Origin of the sequence: Bacillus sp. OxB-1 (assembly GCF_000829195.1) — a bacterium.
Lineage (GTDB): Bacteria > Bacillota > Bacilli > Bacillales_A > Planococcaceae > Sporosarcina.
The window spans coordinates 1808223-1832799 of sequence record NZ_AP013294.1 but is presented as its reverse complement, the minus strand read 5'-3'; the positions used below and the strand labels follow the sequence as shown (position 1 = coordinate 1832799).

Annotated in this window: 23 protein-coding genes and 1 pseudogene; 1 reads left to right on the top strand and 23 read right to left on the bottom strand. The window is 50.2% G+C overall.

Annotated elements, in window-relative coordinates:
- Positions 1-78: 78 nt before the first annotated feature.
- The 23 genes and pseudogenes from OXB_RS08990 to OXB_RS19315 all read right to left on the bottom strand — a co-directional run bounded on the left by OXB_RS08990 (position 79) and on the right by OXB_RS19315 (position 22925).
- The gene (locus tag OXB_RS08990) at positions 79-342 is read right to left on the bottom strand and encodes a CsbA family protein (protein ID WP_041073591.1); all 264 of its coding nucleotides are present in this window, start codon (positions 340-342) and stop codon (positions 79-81) included.
- A gap of 36 nt (positions 343-378) precedes the next feature.
- Positions 379-1548: a PDZ domain-containing protein gene (locus OXB_RS08985; protein ID WP_041073589.1), complete on the bottom strand. Its 1170-nt coding sequence runs from the start codon at positions 1546-1548 to the stop codon at positions 379-381.
- 315 nt (positions 1549-1863) lie between these two features.
- Positions 1864-3303 (bottom strand): S41 family peptidase, encoded by a 1440-nt coding sequence (locus OXB_RS08980; RefSeq protein WP_041073586.1) that lies wholly within the window; start codon positions 3301-3303, stop codon positions 1864-1866.
- A 71-nt stretch (positions 3304-3374) separates the two neighbouring features.
- Entirely contained in the window at positions 3375-3959 is a 585-nt protein-coding gene (locus tag OXB_RS08975; protein ID WP_041073585.1) for a peroxiredoxin family protein, read from the bottom strand.
- Positions 3956-4585: a hypothetical protein gene (locus OXB_RS08970; RefSeq protein WP_052483951.1), complete on the bottom strand. Its 630-nt coding sequence runs from the start codon at positions 4583-4585 to the stop codon at positions 3956-3958. The genes OXB_RS08975 and OXB_RS08970 overlap by 4 nt, the downstream gene beginning before the upstream one ends.
- Before the next feature lie 1080 nt (positions 4586-5665).
- Positions 5666-6979 carry a murein hydrolase activator EnvC family protein gene (locus OXB_RS08965; protein ID WP_041073584.1) on the bottom strand — a complete coding sequence of 438 codons (1314 nt, stop codon included), beginning with the start codon at positions 6977-6979 and terminating at the stop codon, positions 5666-5668.
- Between the two features lie 34 nt (positions 6980-7013).
- The gene (gene ftsX, locus OXB_RS08960; RefSeq protein ID WP_041073583.1) at positions 7014-7898 is read right to left on the bottom strand and encodes a permease-like cell division protein FtsX; all 885 of its coding nucleotides are present in this window, start codon (positions 7896-7898) and stop codon (positions 7014-7016) included.
- On the bottom strand, positions 7888-8574 hold the full coding sequence (ftsE, locus tag OXB_RS08955; protein WP_041073582.1) for a cell division ATP-binding protein FtsE: 687 nt from the start codon (positions 8572-8574) through the stop codon (positions 7888-7890). The genes ftsX and ftsE overlap by 11 nt, the downstream gene beginning before the upstream one ends.
- A gap of 651 nt (positions 8575-9225) precedes the next feature.
- Positions 9226-9576: a cytochrome c551 gene (cccB, locus tag OXB_RS08945; protein WP_041073580.1), complete on the bottom strand. Its 351-nt coding sequence runs from the start codon at positions 9574-9576 to the stop codon at positions 9226-9228.
- A 194-nt stretch (positions 9577-9770) separates the two neighbouring features.
- Entirely contained in the window at positions 9771-10058 is a 288-nt protein-coding gene (locus OXB_RS08940) for a zinc ribbon domain-containing protein (protein ID WP_052483843.1), read from the bottom strand.
- A complete protein-coding gene (locus OXB_RS08935; RefSeq protein WP_084212371.1) occupies positions 10033-11271 on the bottom strand; it encodes an IS91 family transposase in 1239 nt (412 codons plus the stop codon). Before OXB_RS08935 ends, OXB_RS08940 begins: the two co-directional genes overlap by 26 nt.
- A 111-nt stretch (positions 11272-11382) precedes the next feature.
- Positions 11383-12484 (bottom strand): peptide chain release factor 2 gene (prfB, locus tag OXB_RS08930; RefSeq protein ID WP_144399747.1). Its coding sequence is split into 2 segments (ribosomal slippage): positions 11383-12411 and positions 12413-12484, totalling 1101 coding nucleotides; the frame shifts between segments, so codons are not numbered across the junction.
- A gap of 38 nt (positions 12485-12522) precedes the next feature.
- Complete coding sequence (gene secA, locus OXB_RS08925; protein ID WP_041073577.1) at positions 12523-15030, bottom strand: preprotein translocase subunit SecA; 2508 nt, start codon at positions 15028-15030, stop codon at positions 12523-12525.
- A 610-nt stretch (positions 15031-15640) separates the two neighbouring features.
- A complete protein-coding gene (hpf, locus tag OXB_RS08920; RefSeq protein WP_041073576.1) occupies positions 15641-16207 on the bottom strand; it encodes a ribosome hibernation-promoting factor, HPF/YfiA family in 567 nt (188 codons plus the stop codon).
- A 144-nt stretch (positions 16208-16351) separates the two neighbouring features.
- A complete protein-coding gene (locus OXB_RS08915) occupies positions 16352-16717 on the bottom strand; it encodes a PilZ domain-containing protein (RefSeq protein ID WP_041073574.1) in 366 nt (121 codons plus the stop codon).
- Between the two features lie 316 nt (positions 16718-17033).
- Positions 17034-17663: a methyl-accepting chemotaxis protein gene (locus OXB_RS19445; RefSeq protein WP_442852906.1), complete on the bottom strand. Its 630-nt coding sequence runs from the start codon at positions 17661-17663 to the stop codon at positions 17034-17036.
- Between the two features lie 1099 nt (positions 17664-18762).
- Entirely contained in the window at positions 18763-19116 is a 354-nt protein-coding gene (locus OXB_RS08905; protein WP_041073572.1) for a hypothetical protein, read from the bottom strand.
- On the bottom strand, positions 19113-19514 hold the full coding sequence (fliS, locus tag OXB_RS08900) for a flagellar export chaperone FliS (RefSeq protein ID WP_041073570.1): 402 nt from the start codon (positions 19512-19514) through the stop codon (positions 19113-19115). The genes OXB_RS08905 and fliS overlap by 4 nt, the downstream gene beginning before the upstream one ends.
- Before the next feature lie 31 nt (positions 19515-19545).
- The gene (fliD, locus tag OXB_RS08895) at positions 19546-21108 is read right to left on the bottom strand and encodes a flagellar filament capping protein FliD (RefSeq protein ID WP_041073569.1); all 1563 of its coding nucleotides are present in this window, start codon (positions 21106-21108) and stop codon (positions 19546-19548) included.
- Positions 21109-21127: 19 nt separating this feature from the next.
- Positions 21128-21496, bottom strand: coding sequence for a flagellar protein FlaG (gene flaG, locus OXB_RS08890; RefSeq protein WP_041073568.1), 369 nt, complete (start codon positions 21494-21496; stop codon positions 21128-21130).
- 128 nt (positions 21497-21624) lie between these two features.
- The gene (locus OXB_RS19320) at positions 21625-22446 is read right to left on the bottom strand and encodes a methyl-accepting chemotaxis protein (protein WP_442852905.1); all 822 of its coding nucleotides are present in this window, start codon (positions 22444-22446) and stop codon (positions 21625-21627) included.
- Positions 22438-22581, bottom strand: a pseudogene (locus OXB_RS19440) (protoglobin domain-containing protein); the annotation flags it as partial. The pseudogene OXB_RS19440 and the gene OXB_RS19320, both read right to left, overlap by 9 nt.
- A 47-nt stretch (positions 22582-22628) precedes the next feature.
- On the bottom strand, positions 22629-22925 hold the full coding sequence (locus OXB_RS19315) for a protoglobin domain-containing protein (protein WP_041073566.1): 297 nt from the start codon (positions 22923-22925) through the stop codon (positions 22629-22631).
- A gap of 221 nt (positions 22926-23146) precedes the next feature.
- Between OXB_RS19315 and OXB_RS08875 the strand changes: the two genes are divergently transcribed.
- Positions 23147-24106, top strand: coding sequence for an MBL fold metallo-hydrolase (locus OXB_RS08875; RefSeq protein ID WP_041073565.1), 960 nt, complete (start codon positions 23147-23149; stop codon positions 24104-24106).
- Positions 24107-24577 lie beyond the last annotated feature (471 nt).

Here is a 24577-nt window from a genome sequence, read left to right as displayed (position 1 = left end):
AGACCACTTCCTGACTTGTCAGGCGGTGGTCTTTACATGTCTTAGGCTACTCCTTTTTCCCCGAGTCGCTTTCGGGAGTCATCCGTCCATTTCATCCTCTTCCCCATGGCGCCTCGCTCTCTTCACCATTCGGGTCGCATACCAGAAGCCGATCGTCAACGACAGCGCATCGGCGACATAAAGCAGCCAATTATGGGTATATCCCGCGTACACCGAAGCGGCGATGAGCGCAATCGTCAAAATGAGTCCGACAACATGATGGAACGTGACACGCGTGAAAAAGACGACGAGCAGTCCCGGCAGCAAAATGGCCAAAAACAATTTCGTTTCAAATGATTCCATTGCACCCATTCCTTCCTGCCCGGCAGCGCCCGCCCTTTATCGGACGACCAGTACGCCAAGGCGGTGGTGGTCATAGCGATACAGCACCTGTTGCATGAGCCGCACTTCCCCGTTCCGGTCGATCACTTGGAGCCGGCAATGCGCGGCATTGATTTGAATCGCATCATATAACTCTTTTTCATTGCTGACCGGGATACCGTTCACCGCCCGTATGCACTCTCCTGGAGCCAAGCCCATCTTTTCACCTGGAGAATCCGGCAATATGCCCGCTATGACGACACCGGCCGATCGGGGAGCCGCCACGTAGCGGCCCCGCCGTTCCCGGATCGCTACAAGGATCGACAGGAAGGCGCGGCAGACGACACCGATCGCAAGCGCAGTCCAGCCGAGAATCGGCATCCACATCGCAGAAAGCCCGATAACTACAACCGCGAAGCCAGTCCAAGATACCGCCTGTCCTATTTTCGGAAACAGCACATCCGGGAAGACAGAGCGGGCCACTTGAGAAAAACCGATCACGACTGGGACAGGGATGAAGCTGAAAGCCCTCTCGCCGAGCGTGAATTGCGGCCAATACGGAAGATAGGCCGAAATCATATCCCCCGGAACGAGGAACAGGACAGGCAACAGCCAAATCCGCTTCGCTTGGAAGACCGCCGCGTGAAGCCCGCGATCCGTTTCTTTTAAAAAGGGCGAGGCATAGCGAGTAGTGTGCCGGCTAATGAGGAACCCTTCCACGATAAGGAATAAGCCGGCCAGCACCGGAATTGTCACAGTCAAGTCCCCCGACCAATCGACAGCAGCCGGCGTCCAGCCCCGGTATGCGAAATCCCCCGCGAATCGCTGGAGCAGGAGCAGCCCGACCGTTGCCACTCCTGCGAAGTACACCGGCGATGTCCATTTAAAGTAGAATGTGAGAATGGCCACGAGCGCGGTTGCCGAGAACAGGACCAGCCAACCGGGATCCACCACCAGCCCCGCTCCACAGATCAGCAAGGACAGCAGCAACGCATACCCAAGCGAATCGGGCACCAGCCGCTTCAACTCCGTCCATCCTGGCAACAAACGCACCCGGAAACTCCGCCGCTCCCGCTTCACCCGGAAATACCCAACCGCCACCGCGATGAGCAGCGTGGCCAGAAATACGGGGTTCAAGAAAAACAGCGCCACGGCCTGCAATACATCCAACATGATTTTCTCCGACATCAACCGCCACCACCCTATTCCGCAATCTCGTTTCCCTCCATTGTATCAAATGAACCCGACTTCATGTGAATCCGGAAAAAGATTTTTAAGAATGGGTAAATTTGGAGGGTAGAATGGTCGGGGAGACGGGTCTATTGGGATTGGTGAAAACACTCATGGCAATTCGGTCCAGTGCAAGGACATTCCGGGGAACTGCGGGGGCACTAGTGGAAACTCTCATGGCCCGAGAATTCTGTCATGTTCCCGACGCTGACTGTCCAGTCCTGAAATAATTCCATACAAAAACCCGGCAAGCCGCCGGGGATCCATATTCAATCATTTATCTGTAATTTTATGATGCATATACCCAATCGCCATTTGCAATTGGCTATCATTCTTAATATCTTTCCGGTACGTTTCCACCTGTTCGCGTAAGGCCGTGAAGAAAACCCGGTCCATCGCGTCACCGGCATCCACTTCGGCATCGATCCGAAACGCGTGGACTGCTTCGGCGGTGGACTCGTCGAAATACCCGTCGTCCCGCCCCGTGCTATATCCCAATCCAGTCAACAATCGCTGAGCATACGCGATGTCGTCATGGAAATCGCCTTCCGCATAAATCTCCGTCACCATCCGGATGTGCTCCTCAAACAGATAATTCTGCTCCACCTTCAAATCGGCTTCGACCCCTTTGCCATGGATCCATTGCTCTTTCGGTGTTAACCATTTATGAGTCGACAATTTCATTTCCCCGCCATTTGACAAGTCCATCGTCTCTTGCACAGTCCCTTTTCCGAAACTCGTCGTCCCGGCGATGAATCCTCGATTCAAGTCCTTCACCGCTCCCGTCAACACTTCGCTGGCAGAAGCGCTTCCTTCATTCTGCAAAATGACGATTGGCATCTTTTTCAACTTCTCATCGAATTCCAAGCCTTCCACGGGTTCGGTCACTAGCGGCGTAAGTGCCCCTTTGGCATCCTCCATGAAAGCGAAAACCGTATCATTCTGCAATAAACTTCCTGCAATATTACCGACACTATGCAAATAGCCCCCTGGATTCCCGCGCACATCGATCACGAGGCCATCCGCCCCTTCTTTCAACACCCGGGTGGTCTCCTCCTGCCACTCATTCGCCGTCTCCTCGCCGAATGTCGTAATCGATATGTAACCGATCTTCTCACCGCGCTCCTCTAACAACTCTGCAGACACCGTCTTCACCGGAATGGTATCCCGTGTGACGGTCACTTCCAAATGCTTCTCCACCTCTGGCCGGTAAATCGTCATTGACACGTTCGTTCCCTTTTTGCCGCGGATCCGCTTCACGACATCCCGTAGCGTATCGCCGTCCAACCGTTCGCCATCGATCCGGACGATTTCATCATAAGGGCGCAACCCTGCTTTTTCCGCCGGCGAAGATTTAATCGGTGCCACGATGATGAATTTTCCATTGGACCGGGTCAGTTCCGCCCCGATGCCAACCCGTTCGCTGGCTAACGATTCCTTATGGGCCGCCGCTTCCTCTTTTGATAAATACGTCGAGTAGGGATCCCCGATGACATCCGCCATTCCGCGCAAAGCCCCTTCTACGAGCATGTCCCCCTCAACCGGATACACGCCTTTCTTTTTGATGACTTCAAATGCTTCATCGATGACACTGAACGAACTTTTCGATGTCGTCTCCTTTTCCGCTTTTCCCGTGCAGCCATCCAGCACGAGCAAACTGGCCGTCACAATTACCGCCAATGCGGCAAATAAAAGAAACCGGCTCCTTCGCATACGCAACGCCACCTCCTCCGTTCACTATATGAACCGAGGACAGACATTACGACCGAAGAAGCCGGCATTTTTCAATTCATTCCTTGCACGAGGCCTTTCAACATTTTCTCGTCCAAAGCGCCGACATGGCGGTGGGCGATCACCCCATCGGTCCCGATGAAGTAAGTTGTCGGGATGATCATCACCTGATATTGCTGAAGTAATGCGCCAGTTTCATCTAACGGAATCGGGAAAGTCAGACCATATGCCTTCACAAATTGTTCGACCGCAGGAAGCCCTTTCTTCTCCCCCGACGTCAAATTGACCGCCAAGATTTCCACATTATCTTTCTCCGCACTCTTCTTATAGTACTTCTGCATATGCGGCATCTCGGCCTTGCACGGCGGACACCAAGAGCCCCAGAAATTCAAGACGACCTTCGTCCCTTTCAACTCAGATAACCGGACCGTCTCGCCCTCCAATGTCGTCAACTCGAAATCCGGCGGCATCTCCCCTTTTTTCAGCCCGGGCAGTGAATCCATCGCCTCAATCGCCGCCTGATCATCCGCCGACAAGACAATCGGCTCCGGCTTATCCAATTTTGTCTTCACCATCATGACCACCATCGCGCCAATGACCAAAGCGGCAACGATATAGCCAGTCGTTTTCCTGTTCACACGATTTCCCCCGATCTTGAAACTCTCTGAAATAAAACCCCGAATGCCAAACTGACTGCGATAGTCACGGCGAGCGGAATGCCCAGCCACCCTTCCGGCTGGAACGACGCACCAAATACATGGACCGCCGCCGCAAGCCAGATCCAGGAACCTGCAGCCAAATCCGCCCGTTTTATCCAATATACGATGAGGAACAAAGTGAAAATGACAACGGTCGCCCATCTTCCAAGAGGATCACCCGGATTCAATACCGCCATCGCCACTTGGAAAACAGACTGGCCTACAATCCAAGCGGTCACCAGCGGCACCAAGCCGATCCGGTTTTTCATTCGTTCCCGGAAAAGTTTCACGATGACAACAGCCAATCCTAAGAAAAAGCCCACGACCCCTCCGTGGAAATAAAGAATGGAAAGCGGAGCCGATACAACCGATTTGAAATCCGTCAACACGACGGAAAGTTTCCAAACGATGACCAGCCAAAAGAAAGAATCCGCGATCAGATCCGCCTCTTCCTTCTGGTACAAAACCCGAACCGCAACATAGGAAAGGAGAAAAGCGAGCAAAAGCGCCAGCCACGTGGAAGGCACCGTCACACTCCAGATAATGAACCATTTTGTAACCGGCATCCTTCCGCAACTCCCTTCCGTTTCATATACCCTATATCGTATCTAAAACGGGAATGAAAATCGATTGTTTTGCTCAATGTAATACTCTACCCGAGCTGAAGTGGAAATAAGGGATTTATGATTGTACATTCCTCGGTATCGCGAGCGGGAAGGCACGTATTCTCGTTCGGTTAACCGACATGCCAATGGTTGGACAGCCTCCCCCGTTCGTTGGACAACTCCGCTCGTTGGTTGGACATCTCCCGCGATTCGTTGGACAACTGCAGTACATCGTTGGATACCTCGCCGTTCGTTGGACAGCTTCCCCCCTTCGTTGGACACCCCCGCTCGTTGGTTGGACATCTCCTGCGATTCGTTGGACAACTACAGTACATCGTTGGAAACCTCGCCCTTCGTTGGACATCTTCTCCCGTTCGTTGGACACCCCCGCTCGTTGGTTGGACATCTCCTGCGATTCGTTGGACAACTACAGTACATCGTTGGAAACCTCGCCCTTCGTTGGACATCTTCTCCCGTTCGTTGGACACCCCCGCTCGTTGGTTGGACATCTCCTGCGATTCGTTGGACAACTACAGTACATCGTTGGAAACCTCGCCCTTCGTTGGACATCTTCTCCCGTTCGTTGGACACCCCCGCTCGTTGGTTGGACATCTCCTGCGATTCGTTGGACAACTACAGTACATCGTTGGAAACCTCGCCCTTCGTTGGACATCTTCTCCCGTTCGTTGGACACCCCCGCTCGTTGGTTGGACATCTCCTGCGATTCGTTGGACAACTACAGTACATCGTTGGAAACCTCGCCCTTCGTTGGACATCTTCTCCCGTTCGTTGGACACCCCCGCTCGTTGGTTGGACATCTCCTGCGATTCGTTGGACAACTACAGTACATCGTTGGAAACCTCGCCCTTCGTTGGACATCTTCTCCCGTTCGTTGGACACCCCCGCTCGTTGGTTGGACATCTCCTGCGATTCGTTGGACAACTACAGTACATCGTTGGAAACCTCACTCCCCGTTTACGAAGAACCTTTCCTTTGAAACTAAAAAAACCCGCCCCTTAGTAGAGGCGGATCGAGTTTCAATTAAAACGGTACATAGTGAAGCGGGTTGACGGCGCTTGGGCCGCTTGCCGACCAGTTGCCGATGTGGAATTCAAAATGGAGATGCGGACCAGTGGAACCGCCTGTATTCCCCATCGCTGCGATATATTGGCCTTTGTCGACATGTTGGCCACTGCTCACGCCAATGCTCGATAAATGGGCGTATAACGTAGTGTAAATCTGTCCATCTACCGAATGGGTGATCATGATGACATTCCCATAGGTTCCCATCGTGCCCGCATAGGAGACGACTCCATCACCTGCGGCTACTACTGGCGTTCCGACCGAGTTGGCCAAGTCGGCACCCCGGTGTTGACGTTTCGTTCCGCTGATCGGATGAGTCCGCCAGCCGAAGGAAGAGGTGAATCTTCCAGTGGATGGCTTCGTCCATGTTCCGCTTGAAACTGCTGGAGGTGGTGTATAACTTCCTCCTCCTCCGCCTCCACCCCCACTATTTTGCCGGGCTGCGGCTTCTCTCCGTTTGCGCTCCTCTTCGGCTTTCCGCGCAATTTCAGCAAGGCGCTTCTGCTCAGCGACGATCTTTTGCTCTACTTCCTTGCTCACTTTATGGGTTTCATGAAGTTCACTTTCCAGTTGGCCTTTTTCATTCTCCAACTTTTCCTGCTCCTTTTCGAGCTGGTCAATCAATTTGTTTTTCTGCGATTTCTGAGATTGCAAAGAAGCTCTCATTTCTTCCAGCTTCTTTTTATTCGCTACCTGCTCAGCAAGCTTCTGTTCTACAAGCGCTTTTTCTTTTTCCAGCTGCGCAATATCCTCGGCTTGCTGCTCCATGATTTTGCGGTCTGCGTCCATCAATGTGTTGACTGCGGAAAAACGGTCGATGAAATCTGCGAAACTATTTGCACCGAGAAGCACGTCGATATAGTTGACGGAATTCCCTTTCACCTGCATCGCGCGAACCCGTTCCCGAAGAACGACATCCCGTTCCGCTATTTTCTTCTCCAAATCCTCAATGGAAAGGCGAAGAGCACCGATCTCTTCTTTCGTGACCTGAATCAATTCTTTCACTCTCGCAATGTTTTGATTCGTTTCCGAAATCTCGCCGTTCAACTTCGTGATCTGATCCAGAATCTTTTCAATCGTCGTCTTTTTTTCGGCAATCTCTTTCTTTTTCGTATTGATGTTGCTATTTATTTTGTTCTGTTTTTGTTCGAGTTGTTTCTGCTCTTTTTTCAGGTCGTTCAACGTATTGGCCAAAGCGCCTGTCCCACCTAACAGGGTGGATAATAGAAAGACCGCAATCACGCTTGAGAGTAACAGCTTGTACTTTTTCAACTTCCCAGTTCCCCTTTCAGCATCTCTTTCAGGCTCAGACTTTAAGAAACTTACGGACTGACATGAAACTTCCCCACGCGCCGATAAAGACACCCATGAACAGGATGAGCCCGTTCAATTGGAAGATGAACGGCGTCACATGAAGCAGTTGAAACAGCTCATCTTGCAGTTTAGGTGACCAGTTTTCATATAGTTTGAAGTAGGCGAGCGAAATGACGACCATCGGGATGATTGAGCCCAAAACGCCTAGCCAAATCCCTTCCAATAAGAACGGGATCCGTACGAAATTATTGGTCGCGCCGACAAGTTTCATAATTTCAATTTCTTTCCCTCTTGCAACAATCGTGATGCGGATCGTGTTGGAAATTAAGAACATAGCGGTGAATAGAAGGGCTAAAATGAGGACCAATCCAACATTGCGGCTCGTCTTCAGCACTCTGAACAGCTTTTCGACTTTTCCTTCCCCGTACTCGACCTCGTACGTATAATCGTATGTATCGATTTTCTTGGCGATGGCCGCTGTTTCATGCGGGTCTTCAGCTTTTACATAAAGCGCATCTCCAAGCGGGTTATTCTGTTTATATAAACTTAATTCATCACCGAATGAGAGGATCATTTTCTCCAATTCATCGTCCTTGGAGGAGTAGACGACTTCCAATACGCCATCCGTTCCCCTGACCTCTTCCGCCAATTTCTCGACGGACTCCGGATCGGCAGCCGGATCGGCAATGACTTTGATTTCCACGTCACTTTCAATATTGTCCGCAAGCTGATTCAAGTTCATCATGATGACAATGAAGACTCCGACGAGGAGCAAAGTGACAGTGACGGAGCTGACGGAGGCGAAGGTCATCCAGCTATTCCGGCCGAGGCTCTTCATACTTTCCCGAAAATGCCTACCGATTGTTCTAGCTTTCATAGCCGTAATCACCTCCGTACTCGTCTCGAGTGATCAGACCGCCTTCTACGGCAATGACCCGGTGACGCAACGTATTGACGATTTCCCTGTTATGGGTGGCCATGACAATTGTCGTTCCACGCGCATTGATCTCTTCAAAAATCCTCATAATCTCCCAAGACGTTTCAGGATCCAAGTTTCCGGTCGGTTCATCGGCAATGACCACTTTCGGGACATTGACGATAGACCGGGCAATCGAAACCCGCTGCTGCTCCCCGCCCGACAACTCGTTCGGGAACATCCGCGCCTTCTGTGTCAAACCGACCAAGCCGAGCACGTCATTCACTTTCGTCCGGATATTGTCCACCGGTTCTTCAATCACTTCAAGGGCAAACGCCACATTCTCATAAACATTCAATTTCGGTAATAGTTTAAAGTCTTGGAACACGACACCGATCTGCCTGCGCAGAAACGGAACGCGCTTATTCCGCAAGGTGGCAAGATTGATGCCGTTGATCAGAATTTCACCACTCGTCGGAACCTCTTCGCGGTACATCATTTTGATGAACGTCGACTTCCCAGCACCGCTCGGACCGACGACATAGACAAACTCGCCCCGCTCAATTTCGACATTGATGCCATTTGCTGCGACGACACCATTCGGGTATTTCTTGTAAACATCTTTCATCACAATCATTGTTTGAAACCACCTGATTCGTAATCCTTTTTTTGACTCAACATGCCCATTATAGCACGATTCGCCAACAGGTAAGTATTACAGATATATTTCATTTGAAAGCGACAGCATTCGTTGTCGCGAAAACAACACAGTACCAAGCTACTAACCTCGGACCATGTCGGAAATCCTACGCTATTTTTCAGTTCGATGTCGATATTTGATAATATCTTGAACAGAAAATATTGAATGAAAAAATTATAGGTGATTTCGTGGAATAATGTGTTGGATAGCTTATGAGGAGATTTCAATCGATGGTTGGTGGTGGTGGAGTGGGGTCAACGCTTGGCACGGGTTATCGGTACTTGACGTAATGTATCAGCAATTGGCGCAAGTTATCAGCACTCCGCACCAGTTATCAGCACTTGGCGCAAAATTTCAGCTCCTGTTGTTGATCACGGAACCCCAAGTTATGAGCGCGAGGGCACGGAGTATGAGCGCAAATACGAAGTTATAAGCGCAGGACGTTGCTGTATGAGCGCGACTCAGTGAGATATAAGCGCGGAAAAAGACATATGAGCGCTAAATATGCATATATGAGCGCCGAACACAAGTGACGAACGGAAAACCCGCAATCAGCCGAGGCCGATTGCGGGATGGGGATCAGATATGTTATTTTTTTTCAGCAAGCCATTTCGCGACAACATCGGCTTCTTCGCCTTTAAGAAGTCCAGGAGGCATGTTGCCTTTACCTTCCAGAATGATTGTGCGGATTTCCTCTTCGGATAGACGGGAACCGACATCACTCAACTTCGGTCCGCTCGCACCTTCCAAGTTGGCGCCATGACAGCCGATACAGCTTTTTCTGTAAAGAGCTTCAGCGTCGGCCGAAGCGGTTTCGCCGCCACCGGACGTGCCTGTGTTTGCATCATTGTTCGTGTCACCTGCGTTGTCATCGTTGCCGCCGCATGCCCCGAGGACAAGTCCAGCGCCAAGCATCATTGCTAACAGCTTTTTCTTCATGTCGTGACCTCCTATTGTGAAATAATGTGCTACAACCTTAAGTATACCAAAACCCACCATCGATTCCCGTCGGTCAACTATCCGAATTTTATCAAATCCATGACAAACGAGAATGACTTTCGGTTTCGGCAAAGTCCTCTCCTCTTCACTATTCCCCGCTTTCTGCAAGTTAACCGCGGAAAAGAACAAAAGCGCTAAAGCGCCTCTGTCCCCGTCCCAGGTGAAATCGATTCACTTGGGATTTTTTTCGCTCTATGCATGGTCCCACCACAAAAAGGACATTCAATCTCGACTTCTTCGTTCTGTTTTAAGTCGACCTGAAAGTCTGCCACTACAAAATCGGGAACGTCATCTAATTCCTGACAATCCCGACACTTAAATTCAATCGTACTTATTTTTTCGTTCAATCCGAACGGGTCATCCTCTTCTAATGATTGTAAAAATGCCCGATTCAGTTCATCCAGCTCTTCGTCTGTTGGCATCCTCCGACTTCTCCCATCTTTTAATAATTTTCATGCCCTCCATATAATGATACAGGATTCCATAATCAGCATGCCAAATCTCCACCAAGTCCATCTCCCGATGGCAACACGGGCAAATAAACGGATCCTGATCAAAAGCCTCTCTCATCCGTTCCCGATATGTTTTTCTCTTTTTCCTTCTTTCCAAAAGCATGGAAAGTTGTTTTGTCCGCATGAAGGCATAAAGGCTTAGAATTTGATTTGCCTTCTGATACGATCTTCTGCTATACAACCCAAAACGGCCCACCATTCTGAAGTGTTTTGGTGGGATGTGCTGTAAAATATTGAACAGGAATCGATAGACCGACTGCTTCACGTCCACCCGTTTCCCTGTTTTATGATCTTCATACCAGAACTCGACTTCCTTCCCATCGTATCCGACAATGCGATATTCGGCGATGGCCGGTCTCGCCAAGTATCTGCCTATGTATTTGGCTGCCCCTTTGGCATCCTTCATTTTCTGTTCTGCGTTCACATAGAATCCTTTCGGATATCGCCTATATAAATCATTGATTAATTCCTGGGCCTTTGGGTGATCGGGAAACCACTTCTTCATTAAATCGAGTAGCACCTTTTGCCAGGATTTCCGTAAGAATTCATAGGGAATGAAATCACTTGAACACCATTCATTCCGATTATCAATCGCCCCTTCCGTCACTAGGGCATGTATATGTGGATTGAACTTCAGATCCCTTCCGAACGTATGGATGACCGTGATCACCCCGGCTTGTAGGTTGCGCTTCCTGCTTTTACGACGATAATAGAATTGGAAGACCCCGGCTACCTGTCTACTCAACTCATTCAATTTTTTGCGGTCGTGGAAAAAGATATTCCGAAGTTCCTCGGGAATGGTGAATACCATGTGGCGATGCGGCACATTAAAGATTAAGTCCTGCTGTTTGGTGGACCAGTCATCCGTATATTTCTTTCCACACTTATTACAAAAGCGGCTCTTGCATGTGAAACAGACAATGACAGGAGATGGATTCCCTTCACAACCCAGACATTCATATCTCGCATATCCGACATCCGAGGATCCACAACGGATTGTTTTCAGGACGGTTTCTTTTATATCCTCTCGATAAGCTTCTGGAAACAAGGTAGAGTGCATTTGCCAAAACCCATCGAAATGGTCTTTCAGTATTCTTTTGATGACTCCACTAGTCCCTCTCATCGCGTCTCAGTCCCTTCGAGTATACGAACATTTTATCGAACAGTTATCCACAGGTCAAAATTTTATAATTTCCTAAGCAATGAAAAAAGCGCACCGAGGTGCACTTTTTCATCAAGAGATTCTAGAACGCAAATATGCATTAATAAATAAATCGATCTCTCCATCCATGACCGCGCCGACGTTTCCGGTTTCGGCGTTGGTCCGATGGTCTTTTACCATGGAATACGGATGGAACACGTAAGAACGGATCTGGCTGCCCCAGCCGATTTCCTTTTGATCGCCCCGGATTTCAAGCAACCGTGCTTCCTCTTCTTCCAATTTGATCTGATAAATTTTTGCTTTCAATAAATTCAACGCGCGCTCCCGGTTTTTGATTTGCGAACGTTCAGTTTGGCACGTCACAATCGCCCCGGTCGGAATATGCGTCATCCGCACCGCGGAATCGGTCGTGTTGACATGCTGTCCGCCTGCACCGCTCGAACGGTACGTATCGATCTTGACGTCTTCCATCTTGATTTCGACATCAATGTCGCCATCGAATTCCGGCATGACCTCAACCGATGAAAACGACGTATGGCGTCGGCCCGACGAGTCGAACGGGGAAATCCGGACGAGCCGGTGCACGCCTTTTTCCGCTTTCAAATAGCCGTACGCATTATGCCCTTTGATGGACAATGTGACAGATTTGACGCCTGCTTCGTCGCCCGCTTGGTAATCAAGTGTCTCGACCTTGAAGCCTTGGTCTTCCGCCCAGCGCGTGTACATCCGCAGCAGCATGGATGCCCAGTCCTGCGACTCCGTACCGCCTGCACCGGAGTGGATTTCAAGCACCGCATTGTTTTTATCATATTCATCGCTCAACAGCATTTGCAGCTCGAACGCTTCAACTTTCGTCTTGAATTCCTTCAATTCCGATCCAAGCTCTTCTTGAAGTTCCGCATCGGCTTCCTCTTTCAACAATTCGAGCGTCATTTCCAAGTTCTCCTGCTCTTCGTTCAATTCGTTGAAATCGCCGACGATGTCTTTCAAGCCATTCGACTCGGAAATGACTTTCTGTGCCGCGTCCTGGTCATCCCAGAATCCCGGCTCCAACATCACCTCGTCGAGCTCCTGGATACGTGCCTCTTTGTTTTCTAAGTCAAAGAGACCCCCTGAAGTCCGCTAATTTCTTAGCTGTTTTGTCTAACTCGTTTCGTACATCGGATAATTCAATCATTACAGTTTCCTCCTGAAATTGGGTTGCCCGGCCGCTTATGCTTTGCCGTGGCAGTTTTTATATTTCTTCCCGCTGCCGCATGGGCATGGATCATTTCGTCCGATGTTCACCGCACGCCGTACCGGTTTCTTCTTCACTTGCTCGCCGTCCTCTTTCGGGTTGACGGCCTGCCCTTTTGCGACTTCCTCACGCTCCAAGTTGTTGCGGATTTCCGCTTTCATGACATATTTCGCCGCGTCAGCTTCAATCGCCGAAACCATTTCCTCGAACATCGCAAACCCTTCCGATTGGTATTCCCGGAGTGGGTCAGTCTGGCCATAGGCACGTAAATGGATTCCGCCGCGCAGCTGTTCCATCGCGTCGATATGGTCCATCCATTTTGTATCGATGGCGCGCAGCAGAACGACTTTCTCGAATTCACGCATGCGCTCTTCCGACATTTCCTCTTCCTTCTCATCGTAACGCGCCGTCACGGCATCAGTGATCAGTCGTTTCAACTCGTCAACCGATTTCCCTTCCATGTCGGCCTTTGTCAAACGGCCTTCCGGAAGCAGATTCGCACCTAGATAGTCTTCCAACCCTTTCAAATTCCAATCTTCCGGCTTCTCTTCGGTCGTATGGATCGCTACCGCATTATCGATGACATTCGCCAACATCTGCTCCAGCACACCACGGATGTTGTCGGATTCGAGGATTTCATTCCGCTCCTTATAAATGATTTCCCGCTGTTGACGCAGGACATCATCATATTGAAGGAGACGCTTCCGCGCATCGAAGTTATTCCCCTCTACCCGTTTCTGCGCTGATTCAACCGACCTCGACACCATCCGGGACTGGATCGGAGTCGTATCGTCCATTCCGAGTTTCGTCATCATGTTTTTCATTTGATCCGACCCGAAACGGCGCATCAATTCGTCTTCCAAGGATAGGTAGAACTGCGTGATCCCCGGATCCCCTTGTCGCCCGGAACGTCCACGGAGCTGGTTGTCGATCCGGCGCGACTCATGCCGCTCCGTGCCGATGACCGCCAGACCGCCGAGTTCCTGAACGCCGTCGCCGAGTTTGATGTCCGTCCCCCGGCCTGCCATGTTCGTCGCGATCGTCACTGCGCCCGGTTGCCCGGCTTCCAGGATGATTTCCGCTTCCCGGCCATGGTTTTTCGCATTCAATACATTATGCTTCACGCCGAATTTCGTCAAGTACTTCGAAATGATTTCGGACGTCTCGATCGCAACCGTTCCGACAAGAACCGGCTGGCCTTTCTCATGACGTTCCTTGATATCTTGCGCAACCGCCTTGAACTTGCCGTCCATCGTCGCGTAAATCAAATCTGCCCGGTCATCCCTCGCAATCGGACGATTCGTCGGAATCGCGATGACATTCATATTGTAAATATTCCGGAATTCTTCCTCTTCCGTTTTCGCCGTCCCGGTCATACCGGCCAACTTTTCATACATCCGGAAGAAGTTCTGGAACGTGATCGTCGCAAGCGTCATCGACTCATTCTGAACTTCCAAGCCTTCTTTCGCCTCAATCGCCTGGTGCAAACCGTCGCTGTAACGGCGGCCTTTCATCAGACGGCCTGTAAATGAATCGACGATGACGACTTCGCCCTCTTCGACGACATAATCGACATCGATGTGCATACTAGCATGAGCTTTCAACGACTGACTGATCGCATGGTTCAGCGAAACATGCTGTAAATCGAAAAGGTTGTCGATCGAAAAGGCCTTCTCCGCCTTCTCGATGCCCGCTTCCGTCAACACGACGCCTTTTGTCGATTCATCGTAGGAATAATCTTCATCTTTTTTCAAGGAAATGACAAAACGGTTCGCCAACCGGTACAATTCCGCGGATTTCGCGGCTTGCCCGGAAATGATCAACGGCGTTCGCGCCTCATCAATCAAAATCGAGTCGACTTCGTCAATGACCGCATAGAAAAGCGGTCGCTGCACTTTATGTTCACTGTACAGCACCATATTATCGCGCAAATAGTCGAAGCCGAGCTCGTTATTCGTACTATATGTGACATCCGCTGCATACGCTTCGCGTTTCTCCTCTTTCGACAGACTGTTCAAGTTCAAACCGACCGACAGCCCGAGAAACTCGTACAACTGCCCCATCTCCGTCGCATCCCGGCTCGCCAAGTATTCGTTCACCGTCACGACGTGGACCCCTTTGCCTGCCAGCGCGTTCAAGTAAACCGCAAGAGTTGACGTCAACGTCTTCCCTTCCCCGGTTTTCATCTCTGCAATATTGCCTTCATGCAAAGCCGCAGCCCCGATGAGCTGGACACGGAACGGATACATCCCAAGCACCCGGCGCGACGCCTCGCGGACGACGGCAAACGCTTCGACTTGGAGATCATCGAGCGTTTCACCTTTCGCAAGCCGTTCCTTGAACTCTTCCGTCTTCGCAGTCAGCTGCTCATCTGACAGTCGCTCCATCTCCGTGGCAAGCGATTCCACCTGGTCCGCTACCTTATCCAGGCGTTTCAAATCCCGTTTATTCATATCAAACATTTTATTTAATACGCCAAGCATTTATAGGTCACATCCTCATTTAGTTCACCCTTCATTTTAACACTGCGAAAAGCCCCATGCAAATGAGAGCGGTTGGAAATCGGGGAGAAATGGGGCTTGGAGAAAGTTGTGGTGGGAGAGCATGGGTTATGGGCGCAGAACGAAAACTATGAGCGTCCCCGCGAAGTTATGAGCGCGAAACGAGAATTATGAGCGGTCCCGCGAAGTTATGAGCGCGGAACAGGAATTATGAGCGGTCCCGCAAAGTTATGAGCGCAGAACGAGAATTATGAGCGTCCCCGCAAAGTTATGAGCGCGGAACGAGAACTATGAGCGGTCCCGCGAAGTTATGAGCGCAGAACGAGAACTATGAGCGGTCCTGCGGAGTTATGAGCGCGGAACAGGAATTATGAGCGGTCCCGCGAAGTTATGAGCGCGGAACGAGAACTATGAGCGGTCCCGCGAAGTTATGAGCGCAGAACGAGAACTATGAGCGGTCCCGCAAAGTTATGAGCGCAGAACGAGAATTATGAGCGTCCCCGCAAAGTTATGAGCGCGGAACGTATAATCCAACCAATAAAACAATCCCCCGGCAAATCTTCTGCACGGGGGATTGTAGAATTCAGTTTATTTAGTTCGTTTCAATCAAACCATACTTGCCGTCTTTGCGTTTGTAGACAATGTTCGTCCCATCGGATTCTGCATCAGTGAAGATGAAGAAGTTGTGGCCGAGCATGTTCATTTGCAAGATCGCTTCTTCCTGATCCATCGGTTTCAAATCGAATTGCTTCGTGCGGACGATCGGGAATTCCGTGTCCTCTTCCGCCTGCGCCGGAGCTTCGTTCGATTTGTCATTGTTCACGGATGCAAAGAAAGCGGCGACGCCTTCGCGCTCGCGGAATTTGCGGTTGACTTTCGTTTTATATTTTCGGATTTGACGTTCGAGCTTGTCGACGATCAAGTCGATCGCCGCGTACATGTCGTCGTGGCGTTCCTCTGCTCGGAGGGTCAAATTTTTCATTGGAATGGTAATTTCCACTTTAGTCTGTTTATCATTATACACTTTCAAGTTAACATGGGCTGTTGCGTTCGCGCCTTCTGTGAAGTATCTCTCAAGCTTCTGGACCTTCTTCTCCACATGCTCGCGAATTGCTGGAGTCACCTCGATATTTTCACCGCGGATGTTAAAGTCTAGCATATGAACTCCTCCTTTATTTACCGATAATCCTTACTTCTACATGATACCCGGTAAACCCTTTAAAAAAACTCGCCCTTTTTCTAAATAATGTCGAAGTGTGACGGATTGTTGAATAAACCGCCCGTCCATTGCCAGTGCGAATTGTCAGCGTTCGGCATCCGCTTCGGCACGCCGCCGCAATTTCAACTCCCCGATGATCAACTCACCAAGTTTCCGATCCTCTTCAAACTCGAACCCGTACATATGGCCTTGATTGAACGGCTTTTTCCAGAGCACCTTCCCATAGATGTCCAGCGGATAATTATAGACTGTGAACTTCAGCGACAACCGTACATCCCTCTGTCCAACGGGGATATCATACGTCGAATACAATTTTGCCCCGCCCGGACTGAGATCGAGCATCTTGCACTCGCCCGGGTTCGACTGCCCTTCCGCCTTGAAAATCCGGAATTCGGCCTCCAGCGGCTCGCCGAACGTATATCTGAAATACTCGGTACGTTTATAAAGCATAGATCACACTCCGTTCCCTAGCTTATTGTACGTCTGCCCCCAGTATAACAGATTCCATGCAGTTTTTTAAATTTTCAACAGGCTTCAGGCGCGCTTAGTGTCGACTATTGCATAGAAATGATTTGGTTATTAGGCGGCGTTCAATTCTTCCAAGGCACCACTTGACCCAGTTATCAAATCCGCCGCCGTCTATTGTACAAACGGACCCTTTCCCGTCTCAAACTTGTCGCATAACCCGGCGATTTGTGCCTGCGCATTGCCCTTACTCATCCCTTGCCCCTTCCACTACTCCGTTCTTTGCTCAATCCTTTTCATTTTATCCTTTGATCCGAAACGCCTCTTCATGTGTCTCTTGGATATATCGTGCGATCCTTTGCTGTTCTTCCGTCAGCTCGGTTAATGTTGCACTCACCTCCTCGATCATCGCTGTGCTCTGCTGCATGATTGCTGCGAACTGTTGAGTCCGCTCGCGGATCTCGTTGCTGTTCTCATTGATTTTCCCGAAGCCTTGGAGAAATTCCGATAACTCCTCACGTAAAATCCCCATCGTTTTGAATAAAGCCCCGAACGAGCGATCCGACTCCTCGGAAATCGCTGTCTGCCTGGCAACTTGTTGCGACCCTTCCTCGATTTTCGACAGTGCCAGTGCGTTGTAGCGATTCACCTCTGCCAGATTCGCATCAATTTTCGTCAACGTCCCGGCTGTCATGCCGGCCAATTTCCGGATTTCACTGGCCACGACCGAGAACCCTTTCCCGTGCTCCCCCGCCCGTGCCGCCTCGATGGATGCGTTCAGCGCCAGTAAATTCGTCTGCTCCGTGACTTCCTTGATCGAACTCGCGAACCCGTTCGTCTCTGTAATCTTTTCGGACAGCATTTCGAATGTTTCCGTAAGTTCGTCGAAGAATGCCGAATACGAGTCGATGCTTTCCTTTAATTCCGCCATTTGGGCTGACCCTTCATCCGCTTTTTGTCCAGCTTCCTCGGCTTGCCCGACAATCTCCTCCAAACCGGCCGTTATATGCTGCACCGCTTCATGCGTGTGCTCCGCATTCAGCGCGATAGTCGTAATATGGTCTGTCTGATCCTGGGTGCCTGCGCTCACTTCATTCACAGCCGCCAACATTTCACGTTGCGAATCCGAGGCTGTTTTTGCCCCGGCTCGCAGTTGCGCCAAGTTTGCCGTGATATTGCCGACCGCCTCGTCCAACCGCTGTGCATGTGCTTCTTCTTCCTTGGCCTTTTTCTCCGTCATGGTGACCAACGCCTCGATACGCACGAGCATCCGCCGGTTTTGCCGGACCAAGAGAAACAGGATGACCCCCGAAAGGAAATGCAGGATCAGCAGATTCACCCCACTCCCCTCCACCAAGCCGGGTTCAATGAAATGCCGATTATTGAGCAGGAGTGCGATGAAACTCAGCGTATAGCCGAAAATGAGAATCTTGAACACGCCATGGATCGAACCTATGATAAGCAAAAGAATGATGATGCCGATGGACCCCAAATTCGCCTCGGATAGAAAAATGACACTGACGGCGATACAAAAATTCAGAAGAAGCAAGATGTAAGGCAGCGTCCGGAAAATCACTTTCACCCGATGACTAATGAGGTAAAAAAGCCCTGCCAGAACAAACGGAATCGCCACTGATAAGATGATGGCCTGATTCGACCGCTGTACCAACTGCGCCAATAGACCAAGCCCCGACGCAATAAGGAATCCCGCTGCCATGATCTGATTCTTTTGAAGCCAATCACTTTCTTTTAATTGTACAATCGACACCCTTACTCACCCTTTCCTAAATAGGTATTTCAGAATAATAAAGTATGTAAAATATATCATGAATGACGATTCATTCATATAGGATGAAGAGCCTAACTATTCGGATATTAAGAGATTTCACTTCTAATTAGTTGTCTTCTCCAGTAGCCAAGGATCGTTATGAAGTTGTACCGAGAAGATTGTCATCGATTCCAAGCCGCCTCATTTTTTCCCACATCGCCCAAAAATAAAAAGCCCGAAAGAGAGAATCCCCTTTCGAACTTCATTGTTTCGTATCATAATAAGAGCCGTCTCGCCCTAGTTGGCTGTAGGGATTGACGTAGCTGTTCATATTGTCTTTTTTCGCCTGGGTCTCGGATATATTGTTCCGGATCAGCTTGAGGAAAGCGGCTAGTTCGCGCTGGACCTGCTGTTCGAGCATCATGAGCTCCTTCCCGAAGTCGGCTTCCTCCGGAGAATGCGGAGCGGCGATGTGAGGCTGCAGCTTGTCCCGCTTGTCCAGCAGGCCTTCGATTTCCACAATTGTCTCGTCGCGTTCCGCCTCGCTGTTCCGTCGGGTGGCGGCCAGCAATTGCTCCGTCACATCACGCCAAGCGGCAAGTGCGGGACGGATCATATTTCATCCACATTGGCATATTGTTTTTGCCGGTTAATCTGAATCACTTGCTTCCACGTATCACGGAATTCAGTGATGATGTCTCCCGCCTCGTCGAACAACTTGCTATCATTCTTAATGTTGCCATCGAGCAGCCGGTTGTTGACAAATTCATAGAGGACCATCATATTTTCCGAAATCGGCATCGACGTATCCAACGTCAACATCAATTCCGTCACAATCGCTTGCGCCTTCTGCACCGACTTGTTCTTCTCTTCAATATTGCCGTCTTCCAACGCTTTCTTCGCCTGTGCAATGAACTTCAAGCAGCCATTGTACAGCATGAGCGTCAGTTCGCCAGGCGTTGAAGTGTTCACCGAGTTGTTCTGGTACGCTGCATATGGATTGTTAATCGCCATTGTGTGTATCTCCTTTTATCTTGCATTATCCTTACATGCCACCGCCGAAGGAACTCATCAATTGTGCTGATTGCGCATTCGCGCGCTGGATCGCCCGCTCCATCGCCGTGAACTGCCGCCAGTAGCGGTCTTCGGTCATTTTCAGGCGGTCTTCGAAACGTTCGATTTGGTTATTCATGTCTTTCAAGCTGCGGCCGAGAGTGAATGTATCATTGACTGCTCCGGCGCTGCCGGCTTTTTTCTTGATGTCCGATTCCGCACTTTGCAGAACTTTCCGGTACTTGACCGCGATTCCGCTGTTATCTTTCGTATCAGTCGCTTCATTATCCGCTCGACCAATCAACTTATAGATGTTTTCTGGATTAGTAGCAATAGCTTCACGCAGCTTGTCCTCATCGATAGTGAGCTTCCCGTTATCCGTGTAACTCTTGGACATGGAGATACCGATATCGCTTAGCATCATTTTTTGCTCGGGCGGGCCCTCCTCAATCGTAACAGGACTGCTCATAATTGTTCGCAGCTGTGATAGCATGCTGGAGACTGTCGGGTCGTTGCGCAATGTACCGCTCTTCGCCTTCTCTTCCCAAAGCTCAATCTCTTTCTCTTTCATCTCTTTCTTCTGCTCATCTGATAGGGGTTGGAAGTTCCGATACTTCGGCTCCCGGATTTTGGCATTCAATTCCTCGATCATTTTATTATAATCGTTTACGAATTGGACGACGGAATCTACGATTTTATCCGTGTTCGGGGCCGAGCTGAAGGTTATGGCGTTTGTTGTCGGGTATGTGTCCTCACCCAATTCGTTTTTCACCGGCGGATCTGTCACTTGCTTCAGGTTGATTTCAAATCCGTTGATCTGGAATGTGTTGGATGAACGTTCTGTTTGCAAGCCATTGAACGTGAAAATGGCATTTTGTCCTTTTTGGACGGCAGCACCGTTTCCATTTAGTTTCAGATGTCCGGCCAAATCACCGTTAACCTGAATGATATTATCGGTTTCACTACCCCCGCTTTTTTTTGCTGTCATCGCAATTTTACCTGTATGTGCGTCATAGAACGCACTCACGCCAGTTTCTTCATTAATTCTTTTTAGTACTTTACTAATTGTGTCATCCGCAGTAAAGGTCAGTTTTTTCGGTGAACTTTCTCCTGGGACTTGGATTGAAATATCGATTTCTCCCGTGGCGAAGTCCAGTTCGGATAATTTTAAAGTCTTTATTTCCTCATCCGTATAAGTACTTGTATTGTCGCCCTTCGTAATTCCCTCACCCTGCAAAGTCGCCTGCTTCGCCAACTGATGCACTGCCAGCGTCCCTGAAAAATCAGACGTCGCATTCAAAGCCCGGATATTAACCGCATCCGTGTTCGAAACCGTAACCGCCTTCTGCAAGTAATTCCCTTGCTTCATAACTGTATCAAACAGCTTGTCACTCTGTGATTTCAAATTCCGGTTGATGCTTCGATAATCATCCAACTGCCACTCTAAATACTGTTTCTTCTGCGTAATCTTGTCCAACGGTATCCGGTGGGCCTTCATCATGTCGCGGATGATCGACTCCGTGTCCATTCCTGTTGCTAAACCACTGATTCTCATACATTTTCACACACCTTTGTTAGATTTTCCGGTCAATGAGCAGTCCGAGGAATTCGCGCATGGCCGCGTGCATGTCCATCAGTTTCTTCGATGGAATTTCACGGACGACTTCGTCTGTTTTCGAATTGACGATTGTCACGTAGTATTCATGCAGCTGATCATGGAATTCAAATCGTAGTTGGGTATTTGTGCTTTCCAGAAAATTGTTCATGCTCTCGGTTAGCTGCTTCGCTTTTTCCAGCGGCAATACCTGTTGTTCCACCGCTTGCTGATTGTCTCGTATAGCTTGCATTTCGCTGACCATCTCCACATCCTTGGTGGACGCCACACTGTCAGCTACTACGCCTGCCTGTGGTGTGACAGGACTTCCCCCAATCCGACTGACCATCTCCCATACCCCCTTGTATTTGAGAACGTTCGTTATTTCTAATATCGGCGAACCCGTTCCGATGTTGAGCAAAACTTGGAATTTCCAGTTGAAATGAAAAACCGGTCCTCCCCCGAACCGGTCTTCACTTAAAAACTATGTGTCGTTTCATTCAACGCATCTGCCGAGTCGGCAATCTGCTCTGTCGCCCGCCCCATTTGCCCGATGCCTGCCACCAACGCCTGCAATTCGCTCACCGCCGAAGTGATGCAGCGGATATTCGCATCCATGGCGGCTACAATGCTCTCGAATGTCGTCTTCGTTCCCTCCGAGTCTTCGCTTCCTTCCACTATCCGCTCCTGCATTTCCGCAAGTGTTTCCAAAGCGTTGCCGATATACCCTCCATTACGTTGAATCAAATCCGTAATCTGCCCGATCGACTGTTTCGTCTCATCCGCCAACTTTCTGATTTCCTCCGCGACGACCGCAAAGCCTTTCCCGTATGCTCCCGCTCTTGCCGCTTCGATGCCCGAGTTCAATGACAGCAAATTGGTCTGGTCCGCAATCGTCCGTACAATCGTAATCACATTTTGGATTTCCTTCGACGATAAATCCAACTGCCCCATGATTCGCTGCATGTCACTCGCACTCTTTTTTATCTGCATCATCTTCTCATGCAGCGATTCCATTTGCGTATAGCCTTCACGTGCCAACTCTTGCGTGACTGTCGATTGTTCTTTCGTCTGCTGCACTGTCGCTGCCACCTCATTGCTGCTGGCAATCAGCTCCTCCATCGACGCTTGTGTCTCCTCGCTGATTGTCACAAGATCTCCACTCGTAGCCCCGATCCGTTCCTTCACTTCCGTTCGCACTTTCGCATTTTCGTCCGCTATGCCTCGCAGGTAGCTTTTATGATATTCTTCCAACACCAATTGCTGCTCGAAATTAAATATTTTCGTAAGTGCTTGCATGGAGCGGTACATCTCCTGCGGGTCGTCCTCTTTCTCCTGCAAACATTGCAAGAACGCGTCCTGCAACAGCTGGAAAGCCCCGATATACCATTGCGGGTCGAGTCCGATCTCATAATGGACCCGCGCAATCGTCATCCGTTGCTGGATATACGCATCATCGATCTTTCCATCCAGCATTACAGTCAGATGTGTATAAGCTTCCCGATCAGCCGTTCCGGTGAACTATGCCGGAAGATAATCGATTCCAACAGAGGCACCTCCAATAACTTCCTATAGAACTTGTCCACCATATCCGGCAAGTGCGAGGCGATGATCGGCTTCATACGCCTCAGGACCTGCAAATCCTCTTCAGACAATCCGATCAACTTGGCCTGCTTCGTCATCTGCCCTGCCTCCAACTGCATCGTCACGACAAGCGGCTTGCCCGTTTCGAGAAACCCTTCTTTCCTCTTACGGAATACGCTCAATAGACTGTTCACGAAATCCCCTCTCTCTCCATTATCATCCATCTATGGAATTACTCGGAATGTTATATCTATTATACTAATTATGTTGAAATACAACGAATATTTTACGAATATGTAACCTAAATGACCTACCACCGTCTAATTTTCGTCACAAAACAAGGAGAATCCTTCCAAATTGTCGAAAATGAGTTAAGGAGGAGTGGAAAGTATCAATTCAACTGGGGGGTTGTAAAATGCAGCAAAAAGCACCGATCAAGCTGGACGACCGGATCTACATATTGGATGGATTCGACCTCGGCTTGGAGGAACGCACGGGGACATACGTCATCATGGAGGAAGATATCACACTGGTCGATACAGGGCCGAGCACGTCGATTCCTCATGTTAAAAAGGGGTTAGAAACGCTGGGGATCTCGTTGGATCAGATCAAATATATCATCGCAACACACGTCCACTTGGACCATTCAGGCGGGGCAGGGCTGCTCATGACGGAATGCCCGAACGCCAAAGCCGTCGTTCATCCTAGAGGCGCACGCCATCTGGCGGACCCAAGCCGGTTGGTGGCAGGAGCCCGGGCCGTCTACGGAGAGCGGTTTGACGAACTATTCGATCCGGTTGTCCCGATCCCGGAAGACCGGATCTTGGAAATGACCGAAGGCGATACGCTGAAGATCGGGGAAGCTTGCACGCTGGAGTTCTGGGATACGCCAGGGCACGCCAACCACCATATCAGCATTTACGACCCGGTCAGCAACGGCATATTCATCGGCGACACAGCAGGCATCCGCTATGAACCGTTGATACAAGACGGAGTGGCATTCTTCCCGCCGTCCACATCGCCAAACCAGTTCGACCCGGACAAGATGCAGCAGGCCATCGACCGTTTCATGGCTAAAAATCCAGATGTCATCTACTTCGGTCATTTCGGGGCAAGCACATCGCCCAATGAAACATTGCACCAAGTGTCCGAGTGGCTCGGGGTATTCATGGAAGAGGCCAAGGCGGCAGCCGCCAAAAGAGAAGGACACGCTGCCTTGACAGAACGCATATTAACCCGGGTCCGCACCCACCTCCGGGAGCTCGGCGTTCCGGATGATCATCGGGCATATAAGATGATCGAACTCGACATGGATGTCAGCGCGATGGGAATTGTGAATTACTTGGAGAAGAGTGCGAAGAGGGTTGAGGGATAGGAACTGGCACACCTTCAGGGCGAACTCGTACACCTTGGGAGGAAACTGAGGCACCCTGCTCTAAAACTCGCACACCCCGGGGAAACTGGCACACCCTCAGGGCGAACTCGTACACCTTGGGAGGAAACTGAGGCACCCTGCTCTAAAACTCGCACACCCCGGGGAAACTGGCACACCCTCAGGGTGAACTCGTACACCCTGGGTTGAAACTGCGGCACCCTGCCCTAAAACTCGCACACCCCGAGGAAACTGGCACACCCTCAGGGCGAACTCGTACACCTTGGGAGGAAACTGGGGCACCCCGCACCAAAACTCGCATACCCTGGGGAAACTGGCACACCCTCAGGGCGAACTCGTACACCCTGGGAGGAAACTGGGGCACCCCGCACCAAAACTCGCACACCCCGGTGAAACCTGCACACCCTCAGGGCGAACTCGTACACCCTGGGGTGAAACTGGGGCACCCCGCAC

Coding starts and splice junctions, on each gene's coding strand:
- OXB_RS08990 (WP_041073591.1), bottom strand. CDS start 342: ATGGAATCATTTGAAACGAAATTGTTTTTGGCCATTTTGCTGCCGGGA.
- OXB_RS08985 (WP_041073589.1), bottom strand. CDS start 1,548: ATGTCGGAGAAAATCATGTTGGATGTATTGCAGGCCGTGGCGCTGTTT.
- OXB_RS08980 (WP_041073586.1), bottom strand. CDS start 3,303: ATGCGAAGGAGCCGGTTTCTTTTATTTGCCGCATTGGCGGTAATTGTG.
- OXB_RS08970 (WP_052483951.1), bottom strand. CDS start 4,585: ATGCCGGTTACAAAATGGTTCATTATCTGGAGTGTGACGGTGCCTTCC.
- ftsX (WP_041073583.1), bottom strand. CDS start 7,898: ATGAAAGCTAGAACAATCGGTAGGCATTTTCGGGAAAGTATGAAGAGC.
- ftsE (WP_041073582.1), bottom strand. CDS start 8,574: ATGATTGTGATGAAAGATGTTTACAAGAAATACCCGAATGGTGTCGTC.
- cccB (WP_041073580.1), bottom strand. CDS start 9,576: ATGAAGAAAAAGCTGTTAGCAATGATGCTTGGCGCTGGACTTGTCCTC.
- OXB_RS08940 (WP_052483843.1), bottom strand. CDS start 10,058: ATGCCAACAGACGAAGAGCTGGATGAACTGAATCGGGCATTTTTACAA.
- OXB_RS08935 (WP_084212371.1), bottom strand. CDS start 11,271: ATGAGAGGGACTAGTGGAGTCATCAAAAGAATACTGAAAGACCATTTC.
- secA (WP_041073577.1), bottom strand. CDS start 15,030: ATGCTTGGCGTATTAAATAAAATGTTTGATATGAATAAACGGGATTTG.
- hpf (WP_041073576.1), bottom strand. CDS start 16,207: ATGCTAGACTTTAACATCCGCGGTGAAAATATCGAGGTGACTCCAGCA.
- OXB_RS08915 (WP_041073574.1), bottom strand. CDS start 16,717: ATGCTTTATAAACGTACCGAGTATTTCAGATATACGTTCGGCGAGCCG.
- OXB_RS19445 (WP_442852906.1), bottom strand. CDS start 17,663: ATGGCGGAATTAAAGGAAAGCATCGACTCGTATTCGGCATTCTTCGAC.
- OXB_RS08905 (WP_041073572.1), bottom strand. CDS start 19,116: ATGATCCGTCCCGCACTTGCCGCTTGGCGTGATGTGACGGAGCAATTG.
- fliS (WP_041073570.1), bottom strand. CDS start 19,514: ATGGCGATTAACAATCCATATGCAGCGTACCAGAACAACTCGGTGAAC.
- fliD (WP_041073569.1), bottom strand. CDS start 21,108: ATGAGAATCAGTGGTTTAGCAACAGGAATGGACACGGAGTCGATCATC.
- flaG (WP_041073568.1), bottom strand. CDS start 21,496: ATGGTCAGTCGGATTGGGGGAAGTCCTGTCACACCACAGGCAGGCGTA.
- OXB_RS19320 (WP_442852905.1), bottom strand. CDS start 22,446: ATGCAAGCACTTACGAAAATATTTAATTTCGAGCAGCAATTGGTGTTG.
- OXB_RS08875 (WP_041073565.1), top strand. CDS start 23,147: ATGCAGCAAAAAGCACCGATCAAGCTGGACGACCGGATCTACATATTG.